Genomic DNA, 10,913 nt, shown 5'->3' on the forward strand with positions numbered 1-10,913 from the left:
GCTTATTGGCAGGCGTGGCGATTTTATTAAAAAGATTCTAGACAGGTTCTTAGGACCACTCGTTACCACCTCAGAATAGCATCCATTCGGGTGCTTTTTCTTTATCGATAAGTGAAGCATACCCATATGAGGATATTAAGAATGGAGAGGAAAATCAGCATATATTTTGAAATTTGCATCCTATACTCCTTTGAATTTGCTACAAAAATGTGAAGAACGACTGTATAACGGTTAATTTTGATTATAGATTACACAGTACGTTCTTCATCCTTCAGGAAGCAAGACCAGAGAACAAACGAATTGTTTCAAGTATATAGAAGTTTAAGGGGTCTTCAAAAAATGAACATTACAGGATGTTCTCCGGCATTCTTAATATGCGCCATTTTAGGTTTAATATACCAAAAAATAAAAAATATTGGTTATTGGGGAAAATATCGATATATAAAAGCATCCATAACGGGTGCTTTTATTATTTTAGAGGAGGAAGTGATGTAATGACGTGGTTGAGCTTCTTTATTGGATATTGTGTAGGGATGTCACTTTGTTTACTACTTATGATTTAATTCATTAAGGCGAAGGAAGTAGAAGAATTAGATTGATAAGGGGTGATGGTAATGTGTGAACATAAGTATCAAGTGTTAGATAGTGAGACTACTACTTTTTATGCTGATGGTGGTCAAGTAGCTATTGATGTATCTGGTACCTTCTATTGTGAGAAGTGTCTTGATATTCAATATCGTGAGGAAAGAATCAAACCAGGAGTGATTGAAGTCAATGACTAACTTCTACAAAACAAAACGATGGAAGAACAAACGAACAACAGTATTAAAGCGTGACACATACCAATGCCAGGAGTGCATACGATATGGCAAGAGTAAAGAAGCAACGACAGTACATCATATCCATCCATTAAGGAATAGACCGGAGCTAAGACTTACAACAGATAATCTGGTTAGCCTGTGTGGAAGATGTCACGATAAGATGCATGATCGTATAAGTGAGGAGTTAACGGAGTTAGGTAAGCAATGGGTAGAACGAGTGGAAAGGATGAAGATAGATGGAACTAACTAAACTTGAGAAAGCAATTACTATTGGTACAATTCTTTCAGCGTTAACTGAAAAAGAACTTAAAGGGTATATTGATTTAGAAAAGCTACAGGCATTCATTGAACAAAGTGAAGTATTAGATGAGAATATAACGCCAAATGAAAAGAAAGAAGCCGATAAGACTTTAATCAATAAACTAATCGATTCATTCTTAGAAGAAAGTAAGGAGTGAGGATAGATGGAACTAACTAAACTTGAGAAAGCAATTGTTATTAGTGGATTCGTACAAGGAGTAGGTGAGGAAGTACTTAATAACAATGAAAGTAAACTATTAACACAACTAAATGATGAATTAGCAAATATACTTAGTAATTCAACATTAAGCCAAATGCAAGAAGCTGGTGAAAGTGTATTAAATAAATTAATTCAAAGTTTATTTGAAAAAGAACAATCCCCCCCACTTACAAAATAAATTAAAACAGTCTATTGGGGACCGAGAGGGGGAGCTTTTTCCAATAGAGCGACTTCTGGAAAAACTTTTTTTTGAGGGAGGTGAGAGGGTGGCACGTCGTAAAAAGGCTGATTTGGTCGAGTTTGAAGCACTTTCTATTAAAGAAAAAGTGATTGAAGATATGAAAGGTTTAGGTACTTATAAGCCGGAATATGAAGCGATTATCTCAATTTATTCTGATTTATTAGCTCAATATCATGATGCAAATGAGAAATTCAAGGAAAGCGATTATCAATATGAAACTGAAACTGCAGCAGGTGGAACTAAAAAGTCTGCGATAGTTGCAACCCTTGAAAATTTACGGAAAGACATAATCGCATACTCCGACCGTTTATGCCTTAACCCAAAATCAGTTGAATCAGTTACCACGGATACAGGAAAGAAAAAGAAAAAATCAGCATTAGGGGAGGCTTTAAGTAGTCTTGGAGACTAAATACAAAAACTATGAGCTTGTTATGGAGTATGCGAAAAGTATCATAGAAGGTGAAAAATTAGCTAATAAGGAACAAATACAGGGCTGTGAACGTTTTTTCAACGATTTAAAGAATCCTGAGTATGAATTTAATCCGAAAGATGCGGAATTCGTTATAGGAATCATTGAAAAAACCTTTGTACATGCTCAAGGTGAGATGCTAGATGGTACACCGTTACGTGGAAAGCCGTTTTTATTAGAACCATTTCATAAATACCAGGTTTATAACTTACTTGGTTTTTATCATAAAGGAACAAAGATTAGGCGCTTTAAAGAAGCGTTTATTTATATTCCACGGAAAAACATTAAGACTTCTTTTGCTGCGGCATTAGCTTGGGCTCTTGGTCTTTTAAATAGAAAGTCAGGAAGTAAAGTTTATATTGTAGCTGCGGCATTAAAGCAATCGTTGGAAAGCTTCAACTTTATCAATTTCAACTTAGATCAAATGGGAGAGAAAGAGAATTTCCGTGTTATCGATAATAACCAAGAACATTCTATCTCAGGTGATCTTGGCGATGGTTCTCTTTACATCCAAGCATTAGCGGCAAATCCCGATAAACAGGACTCATTGAACTGTAATATCGCGATTGCTGATGAATTGCATGCTTATAAAACGCCTAAACAATACAACATCATCAAAGAAGCGATGAAAGCTTATACGAATAAGTTGATGATTGGTATTACAACGGCCGGTGATGATATGACAAGCTTCTGTTATCAGCGTTTGCAGTATTGTAAAAAGATACTTGATGGAACTGTGAAAGACGAAGCTTATTTTGTATTCATTGCAAAGGCTGATGAAGATGAAAAGGGAAATGTGGACTACACAAATCCAATCGAACATCAAAAAGCAAACCCTGCTTATGGTGTTTCGATTCGTTCAAACGATATCATGAACGATGCATTACAAGCGCAAAACGATCCACAACAAAGAAAGGACTTTCTAGCGAAGTCATTAAACATTTATACTTCAGCAATTCGCGCTTATTTCAATTTAGATGAGTTTAAAACTTCCGATAAAAAGCATAATTGGACACTTGAAGAATTATCTAAGTTAAAAATTGATTGGTTTGGCGGTGCTGACTTATCAAAAATGCATGATTTAACGGCAGCCGCGTTATATGGGAATTATCAAGGAGTAGATATTGTTATTACTCATGCATGGTTTCCTATTGTTGCCGCAACTCAAAAGGCTGAGGACGATAACATTCCGTTATTCGGCTGGAAAGACGATGGTTGGTTGACGATGTGTAATACGCCAACGGTTAATCATTCCGATATCGTTAATTGGTTTATCAAAATGAAGCAAAGTGGATTCAAAATTAAGCAAGTTGGTTTTGATAGAAAGTTTAGTCGTGAGTTTTTCCTTGCAATGAAGAAGAAAGGCTTTGCAATGATTGACCAGCCGCAATACTTCCATAAAAAGTCCGAGGGATTCAGACGTATTGAGAAGAAAACGAAGGATGGCGAGTTTTATTACTTACATTCACAAGCGTTTGAGTATTGTGTGCAAAACGTTGCTGCAATTGAAAAGACAGACGACATGATCCAATATGAGAAGGTTATGCCAAACCAGCGCATTGATATCTTTGATGCGTCTGTTTTTGGTGCAATTCGTATGCTTGAAAACTTTGAAAAAGCTGTTGATGCTTCAACTTGGCTAGAAAATTAATCATAGGAAGGAGGTGTAATCTTTGGCGTTTTGGAGGAAGAAAAAAACACGTTCAGCCGTTACGATTCCATTTGCAATTGGTGATATTGAAACAATTGGTTATACAAGGCTTTCTGACAATCCAGATGTATTAATTGCGGTAGATAAAATTGCTGATTTGGTTTCAAATATGACCATTCATCTCATGGAAAATACAGATGAAGGCGACAAACGTTTACGAAATCAGTTATCACGAAAGATAGACATTGAGCCGCATCGAAATATGACGCGTAAGAGCTGGATTTATAAGATTGTCAGCGACTTATTACTTCATGGTGATGGTAATTCTATCGTCCACATTGGTATTGATCCACAAACAACTTACATTGATGATTTAACGCCATTTCAAATGCAAGCTGTGAGCTATGAAGATGTGGAGGGCAACTACCTCATCAACTTCAACGGCACAACATACACGCCAGACGAGGTAATTCATTTTGTAATTAATCCTCATCCGAATTATCCGTATCGCGGTACAGGATATAGGGTGGCATTAAAGGAAATCGTGAAAAATTTAAATCAGGCTACAAAAACAAAGAATAACTTTATGAGTGGTAAATATATTCCATCACTTATCATTTCTGTGGATGCTATGACGGAAGAATTGTCCAGTAAAGAAGGACGGGACAACATCATGGCTAAATACTTCGCGGAAACAGAAGGCGGTAAGCCTTGGATTATTCCAGCTGATTTAATCAAAGTTGAACAAGTTAAACCTTTATCACTAAAGGATATTGCCATTAATGAAGGTGTTGAATTAGATAAGAAAACTGTTGCTGGACTCTTTGGGATTCCGGCTTTTTTCTTAGGTGTTGGTGAGTTTAATAAAGAAGAATATAACAACTTCATTAATACACGTATTTTTTCAATAGGGCAAGTCATAGCGCAAACACTAACACGTGATTTGTTATTCAGTCCGAATTGGTTTTTCCGTTTAAATCCGCGAAGCTTGTACTCATACAATTTAAGCGAAATGGTGGCAGCCGGAACACAAATGGTTGACCGAAACGCAATGCGAAGAAATGAGTTGCGTGATTGGATTGGGTTAGACCCTGATAAAGAAATGCAAGAACTTATCATCTTAGAAAACTATATTCCAGCTAATAAGATTGGTAGCCAAAACAAATTGAAGGGGGGGAGAACGATGAATAAACGTCATATGCATTTCACGCCAGACTTAAAAACAAGGGCTAGTGAAAACGAAAATGAAGCGGTTATTGAGGGGTATTTTGTTGTCTATGATCAAGAAACTGAATTATGGCCGGGAGCGTTTGAAGAAGTGGCTCCAGGATCATTTGAAAATAGTTTACGTAACAATGACATTATGTGCCTGGATAATCACGATTCAAGAATGATTTTAGCTAGTTTTGGTAGTAACACACTTGAATTAAAGTCCGACAATCACGGTTTATGGGGTAAAGCGATTATCGACTTAGAAGATCCAAATGCAAAGAGTGCTTACCGTAAAGTCCAGACTGGAAAAGTGCGTGGTTGTTCATTTGGTTTTTACCCAACTAAGGAGGACCAAATCACACGTGATGATGGGACGATGAAATGGAGAATCACTGAAGCTGAATTGCATGAGGTTTCCATTACAGCATTCCCCGCATATCCACAAACGGATATTATGGCCCGACAAAAAGATGTTGAGACGATCAAGAAACAAAGGCTAGAACAAAGAAAAAAACAATTAAAGGAGCGATTAACCAATGCCTAATCCAGTATTAATTGGTGCTAAGTTAAACATGAAGCGTAATTCTCTTCAAACTGTGGAGGGAAAACTAACTGAACTATTTGCAAAACGTAGTGAGTTAGAAGCTTCCATTGATGGAATTGAAAGTGAAGAAGATTTAACGGCAATTGAAGCGAGTGTTAAAGAAAATGATGATGAAATTGCCTCTTCTGAGGAAGAAAAAACGAAATTAACAGAAGAAATTGAAGAACTTGAAAAAGAGTTAGAATCATCTAATCGTAAATCACCAGAAAAAGGAGCGAAACGTAATATGCCAAAACAAACTGAAACACGCGAAGCTATTAATGCTTATGTGCGTAGCAAAGACCAAACACGTGCTGGATTCACATCTGTGGAAGGTGGGGCATTAATTCCAGAAGAGTTATTAGCGCCAAAGAAAGAACTTGTTGATACAGTTGATTTAACACAATATATTCGCACAGTTCCAGTTAATCGTGGTTCTGGTAAATATCCAATCATCAAGAAATCAAACGGAAAAATGGTTTCTGTTGCAGAGCTTGCTAAAAACCCTGAGCTTGCAAAGCCTACTTTTGCAGAAGTAACATATGATATCGCAACATACCGTGGTTACATTCCTGTTTCTCAAGAAGTAATTGATGATGCAGACTATGATATTACTGGTTTAATTGCAGAAGATATTAAAGATCAAGATTTAAACACAAAAAATGCTCAAATTGCAGCTATTTTCAAATCAGCACCAGCTAAAGCTGTAACTGGATTAGATGGACTTGTTATTTTATTAAATACTGGATTCAAAAACGTATACACTGTAAAAGCTTATGTATCTCGTTCACTATTTAACGCATTAGATTTATTGAAAGATAAAAATGGTCGTTACTTACTACAAGATGATATTACTGTTGCATCTGGTAAACGTGTTAAAGGTAAGGAAGTTGTTGTTTTAGATGATGATATCATTGGAACAAAAGCTGGCGATCTAGTTGGCTTCGTAGGCGATGCTAAAGAGTTCTGTACTTTATTCAACCGCAAACAAGCTTCTGTTAAATGGATTGATAATGACATTTATGGTCAATTATTAGCTGGTTTTGTACGCTTTGATGTTAAAGCTGTTGATACAAAGGCTGGATACTACATCACTTACACAGCAGCACCAGCCGGAGCATAAAAAGGAGTGATTATGAATGGCTAAATATGTGGTATTAGAAGATTTTGCAGACTTACAAGATGGTGACCATGTTTATCGCCAGGGAGATCATTATCCCCGCAAGGGACGAGCTAAGAAAGAACGAACTGAAGAACTTTTGGGGAGCGAAAACCTTAGAGGCGAGCCTTTAATCAAGGAACTAAAAGGCGATGAATGAGCAAATAAAAGCTACTCTCTTGAATTTATTAAAACTTGATTTAGGCATCACTCATAATTTGAGAGATGCTTATTTTAATAATTTACTAGTTAGTTCACAAAATGAAATTGAGAGAACAGGGATTATATTAGATTTTGAAAGTATCGATGACCAAATGCTTACAGTTGATTATGCAGCATGGTCCTATCGAAACCGACAAGAGGACGCTCCTTTATCTCGAAATCTACAAATGAGAATTAACAATAGAGTTATCAAGAAGGCAGGAACCACAAATGCCATCACTTAAATCAAGTGTAGGGAATTCGAAGCGCATATCACTAGATGATGTGTGCTTTTTGATTTCCATTGAAACCGAAACAGATGATTTAGGACAAGTAATTGGTACCAATGAAATACCAAGACAAATATTTTGTTCTAAATTAAGTATTAATCGTCAGGAATTCTTAGCAGGTGGGCAACTTGGTTTGAAACCACAGCTCGTATTTGTTGTAGATTCTGATGAGTACGATGATGAGACATCATTAATGTATGAGAATCAAAAATATATAGTTTATCGAACCTTCCCACGATCTGATGGATTCACAGAAGTTTATTGTGAGGTGAAAGCCGGTGGCTAGTATTAACGATTTTGCTAGTGAAATTACTAGGGAATTACAAAGATACTCTCATCTAGTAGAAGAGGACTTGGAAGTTGCAAAAGAAGAAGTTTCAAAGAATCTTGTGGACGGTTCACCAAACATGATTGCTGATAACAAAGTGCATCACAAAATTAATGATATAACTATTGAGCTTTACATAATTAAAAAGGATTTGGATTTGGTTGCAGAATCCAAACGTGAACAAGTCTTAGATGATAATGAGATCCCTTATGAATCGTCTGAGGTTTTTATAGATTCTGAAAAATTATTTCGAAAAATATATGAAACGAGGTTGATATAAATGAACAAAGTTACTTTTGGTTTGAAGAATGTTCATTATGCACTTTTAGATACTAAAGATAATGTAGTGAAATTTGGGGTTCCATTTCCACTTCCTGGTGGTGTTGAGTTAACGGAATTTTACGCAGACGATATGGTTTATTTCTCTTCTGATAATAACCAAGGTTATGACGGTACGTTAGTAATTGCTAATATTCCTGAACAATTTGCAATTGATGCTTTAGGAGAACAATTAGACGAAACAGATGGGGTATTAAATGAAGTTGCAAATGCCAAGAGAAAACCATTTGCATTGTTATTTGAATTTGATGGAGATGAAAAAGCTATTCGACATGTTATGTACAATTGCACAGCAAGTCGTCCAACAGTTGCATCTAAAACAAAAACATCTTCAGCAGAGCCAAACACAAATGAATTAAAGTTTGTTGCTAGTCCGCTTAATATTAACGGAAAACCATTGGTTAAAACGAAGACATCTCCTAAGACAACAGCAGCAATTCATGATGGTTGGTACACAGCGGTATATACAAAAAAATAATAGTGTAAGGGGAAAAAATAAATGGAAAAGACAATTGTAATTGATGGACAAAAAGTCCGATTAAAAAGTACAGCAGCTACAGTTAAACGTTATAAAGCACAATTTAGACGAGATTTATTCGCGGATATGATGGCGTTAGGAGCGATTGGTACATTTACCTCGCAAGATGATTCCCAAGGTAATTTATCTATTCAGTCGAAAGGATGGAGATAATATGACCATTGTTGGAGAATTAGGTATTGTATATGGCGTGACAGGAGCAACAGAACTCTTGTACGTCTTCTTCCTTACTCTTTTTATATCTTTTACATAGAATAACAACCATTATGTAGAGAAGGTGGGAAAAAGAGGGGAAGGATAAATGTACGTATGTAAGTGACTTGGAAGTCATGTACCACCTCATTATGTGCCGGAAATCTTGTCATTTGGTCATTGTAACCAAATGATGAGTGGGGTCATACATTAGGATAAAGCAGCATTCTATATATAAAACGCATTAAATGATTTAACAAAATGTATATATTATTATGAAAGGAATGTTTATCTTGTATAAGAATAAACTTTCAACGTATAACTGTACGAATAGTATAAGGATACCCCTGTTAAACTACACTGATCGTAATATATATGTTACAGCAGAACAAGTACAAGATTTCCATGTCATATTATCTAATTTAGCTGGAAGTATTATATCTTCAGTTAATCCTGCTGATATCGCATTGCATCTATCAGCTTTCCAAGTGAATTTGAATCAGCGTAAATCTACATGTTTTTCTTGTACATTTGTATTGAAAAGTATTCAACAACTTCTTTTGGTAATTCAAAATGGTGGTAGTAATTTAAATGTAATATTATTATTACTGAAATTAAGCAATTCATTGGAGCACCTGATTCGCGATTTTGTATTAATTGGTCCAGGTAGAAACTTAGATTATTGTGACTTAATCTCTTCGTTATCTGCATTGAATAGTGCAGTTACTCAAGCAATTGATACAGAGTTAAAAAAAGGTAATGCACCACCATTTAAAGAAATCGTAGAACAACTTTTAGGAAAAGAAATAGAAATTGTTGTGACAGTGGGGAAATTAACCGGTGTTATTTTTGAGGTGGGAGATGATTTCTTAACGTTACAAGAAGCGATAGGAACACAAGTATTATTACCGTTTACAAGTATTATATCAATTCGAGAAGTGTAAGAACCTGTCTAGAATCTTTTCAATAAAATCGCCACGCCTGCTAATAAGCAACTCTGTTTACTATTTTCAAGTGTTCGTTCACAGTTTTTCCAAAGCCTGCGGTAATTTTTCAACCATATGAACATTCGTTCTAAAATCCAGCGTTAGGATAAAATGACAAACTTGTGAAGTTCAGAGCGTTTGATGATTTCAACAGAACAATCAATCATTTCTTTTATCGATTGTGCAAATGATTTTCCTGTATATCCACCGTCACAAAGTATATTTGTCACCTTTTCCATATTTGGATGGCACCAAATCGATCTGTCTTTTGATACCTGAAACTTTCTTTCCGACATCGTATCCTTTTTCTTCCGCTGCCCATGTACACTTCACGTTTTGAGCATCTATGATGCAGCAACTGGTCTGCTTCATCCTTACGGTACTTTTCGACCAATTTTTCTATGCACCTTTTCGTCTATTTTGCGCCATTGACAACCTGTGGTGAGTAGGTACAACACAACACAGAATACCTCGTACAAATTGACTGTGCGTAGGCGTGTTGTTCACGAATCAGTTCAAACTGTTCACGGGAAACATCCTTTTTTGTATAGATTATACCATAGATTCCAGACAGGTTCTAAGAAAGGAGAGTTATTTATGTTATTTACAAATGAATTACGTGGACATGTTGGCGAATTAGTGCAAGTCATTACGGCTGTCGAAATCGTCTCAGGGATTCTATTATCTGTAACAGATGGAGCGCTAAGTGTTCAAACATCTCCATCTTATGGACCACCTGAGGACGTTACTGTGCGAATTCCTAGCATTGCTTATGTTCGTTTAGAAGGATAAGGGGGAGAAAACTATGAGGGTATCAGTTATTATCCCTACGCATAATGAGGCTAACACTTTAGATACAGTGCTGGTGGAAGTGAAAAAATTAAACCCGTATGAAATTATTGTAGTTGATAATGGATCAACAGATGGAACGAAGGAAGTCGCATTACAGCATAGTTGCCATGTAATTTATTATAAACATTCTCTTGGCAATGATGTAGGAAGGGCAATTGGAGCTAGGGAAGCAAAAGGCGAAATTGTATTGTTTTTAGATGGTGACATCGTTATTGAGAGTAAAGAGCTACAACGTTTCGTGAAAGGAATTCAACAAGGGCATAAAATTGTTGTGAACAATTTAACATGGTCTGTTTATTTAAAGATGAGACCCCATTATACGACAGTTGAGAAATATATGTTGAATCGTTTTTTGAATAAGAAGGAGCTTGTCGTAGGTTCTTTAATTGCAATACCACATGCGATGAATCGTGAAATCATCGAGCAATTTGGGTGGTGGAATTTAGCAGATCCAGCACTATTTCAAGCAATGGCGGTGTCTAGAGGAGTAGATATTGCCGATATGGCTTCGGTCGATGTAATTCACACGAA

Annotated in this window: 17 protein-coding genes and 2 pseudogenes; 18 read left to right on the forward strand and 1 reads right to left on the reverse strand. The window is 36.1% G+C overall.

All coding sequences use genetic code 11. The features are described from left to right. The first annotated feature begins 339 nt into the window (after positions 1-339). The 16 genes and pseudogenes from AB3X49_RS12115 to AB3X49_RS12190 form a co-directional block, all read left to right on the forward strand. Positions 340-495 (forward strand): hypothetical protein, encoded by a 156-nt coding sequence (locus AB3X49_RS12115; RefSeq protein WP_367962278.1) that lies wholly within the window; start codon positions 340-342, stop codon positions 493-495. Positions 496-614: 119 nt separating this feature from the next. After that, the gene (locus AB3X49_RS12120) at positions 615-782 is read left to right on the forward strand and encodes a hypothetical protein (protein ID WP_367962280.1); all 168 of its coding nucleotides are present in this window, start codon (positions 615-617) and stop codon (positions 780-782) included. After that, positions 775-1,071, forward strand: a complete 297-nt coding sequence (locus tag AB3X49_RS12125) for an HNH endonuclease (protein ID WP_367962282.1) — start codon at positions 775-777, stop codon at positions 1,069-1,071. The genes AB3X49_RS12120 and AB3X49_RS12125 overlap by 8 nt, the downstream gene beginning before the upstream one ends. Further along, positions 1,058-1,279, forward strand: coding sequence for a hypothetical protein (locus AB3X49_RS12130; RefSeq protein ID WP_367962284.1), 222 nt, complete (start codon positions 1,058-1,060; stop codon positions 1,277-1,279). Before AB3X49_RS12125 ends, AB3X49_RS12130 begins: the two co-directional genes overlap by 14 nt. Before the next feature lie 6 nt (positions 1,280-1,285). After that, the gene (locus AB3X49_RS12135; RefSeq protein ID WP_367962286.1) at positions 1,286-1,519 is read left to right on the forward strand and encodes a hypothetical protein; all 234 of its coding nucleotides are present in this window, start codon (positions 1,286-1,288) and stop codon (positions 1,517-1,519) included. Positions 1,520-1,607: 88 nt separating this feature from the next. After that, entirely contained in the window at positions 1,608-1,991 is a 384-nt protein-coding gene (locus tag AB3X49_RS12140) for a P27 family phage terminase small subunit (protein ID WP_367962288.1), read from the forward strand. Positions 1,992-2,013: 22 nt separating this feature from the next. Then, the gene (locus AB3X49_RS12145; protein ID WP_367962309.1) at positions 2,014-3,702 is read left to right on the forward strand and encodes a terminase large subunit; all 1,689 of its coding nucleotides are present in this window, start codon (positions 2,014-2,016) and stop codon (positions 3,700-3,702) included. A 22-nt stretch (positions 3,703-3,724) separates the two neighbouring features. Next, positions 3,725-5,458 (forward strand): phage portal protein, encoded by a 1,734-nt coding sequence (locus AB3X49_RS12150; RefSeq protein WP_367962290.1) that lies wholly within the window; start codon positions 3,725-3,727, stop codon positions 5,456-5,458. After that, positions 5,451-6,620 carry a phage major capsid protein gene (locus tag AB3X49_RS12155; protein WP_367962292.1) on the forward strand — a complete coding sequence of 390 codons (1,170 nt, stop codon included), beginning with the start codon at positions 5,451-5,453 and terminating at the stop codon, positions 6,618-6,620. The genes AB3X49_RS12150 and AB3X49_RS12155 overlap by 8 nt, the downstream gene beginning before the upstream one ends. 16 nt (positions 6,621-6,636) lie before the next feature. After that, positions 6,637-6,816, forward strand: coding sequence for a hypothetical protein (locus AB3X49_RS12160; protein WP_367962294.1), 180 nt, complete (start codon positions 6,637-6,639; stop codon positions 6,814-6,816). Next, positions 6,809-7,102 (forward strand): hypothetical protein, encoded by a 294-nt coding sequence (locus AB3X49_RS12165; protein ID WP_367962296.1) that lies wholly within the window; start codon positions 6,809-6,811, stop codon positions 7,100-7,102. The genes AB3X49_RS12160 and AB3X49_RS12165 overlap by 8 nt, the downstream gene beginning before the upstream one ends. Next, a complete protein-coding gene (locus tag AB3X49_RS12170; protein ID WP_367962298.1) occupies positions 7,089-7,433 on the forward strand; it encodes a hypothetical protein in 345 nt (114 codons plus the stop codon). The genes AB3X49_RS12165 and AB3X49_RS12170 overlap by 14 nt, the downstream gene beginning before the upstream one ends. Before the next feature lie 67 nt (positions 7,434-7,500). Continuing rightward, positions 7,501-7,755: a hypothetical protein gene (locus AB3X49_RS12175; protein WP_483298777.1), complete on the forward strand. Its 255-nt coding sequence runs from the start codon at positions 7,501-7,503 to the stop codon at positions 7,753-7,755. Next, positions 7,756-8,292, forward strand: a complete 537-nt coding sequence (locus AB3X49_RS12180; RefSeq protein WP_367962303.1) for a major tail protein — start codon at positions 7,756-7,758, stop codon at positions 8,290-8,292. A 21-nt stretch (positions 8,293-8,313) separates the two neighbouring features. Further along, positions 8,314-8,505, forward strand: a complete 192-nt coding sequence (locus AB3X49_RS12185; protein ID WP_367962311.1) for a hypothetical protein — start codon at positions 8,314-8,316, stop codon at positions 8,503-8,505. Between the two features lie 785 nt (positions 8,506-9,290). Continuing rightward, a pseudogene (locus AB3X49_RS12190) lies at positions 9,291-9,488 on the forward strand (DUF2642 domain-containing protein); the annotation flags it as partial. Between the two features lie 8 nt (positions 9,489-9,496). On the opposite strand, the pseudogene AB3X49_RS12195 reads toward AB3X49_RS12190, so the two are convergent. Continuing rightward, positions 9,497-10,086 (reverse strand): annotated as a pseudogene (locus AB3X49_RS12195) (transposase). Between the two features lie 41 nt (positions 10,087-10,127). Here AB3X49_RS12195 and AB3X49_RS12200 point away from each other — a divergent pair. Both AB3X49_RS12200 and AB3X49_RS12205 read left to right on the forward strand, forming a co-directional pair. Continuing rightward, complete coding sequence (locus AB3X49_RS12200) at positions 10,128-10,322, forward strand: LSm family protein (RefSeq protein WP_367962305.1); 195 nt, start codon at positions 10,128-10,130, stop codon at positions 10,320-10,322. A 13-nt stretch (positions 10,323-10,335) separates the two neighbouring features. Then, on the forward strand, positions 10,336-10,913 hold a 578-nt coding region (locus AB3X49_RS12205; RefSeq protein WP_367962307.1), incomplete at its 3' end, for a glycosyltransferase family 2 protein.

Source organism: Bacillus sp. C30 (assembly GCF_040838255.1).
In the GTDB taxonomy this organism is placed as follows: Bacteria; Bacillota; Bacilli; order Bacillales; family Bacillaceae_G; genus Bacillus_A; species Bacillus_A mycoides.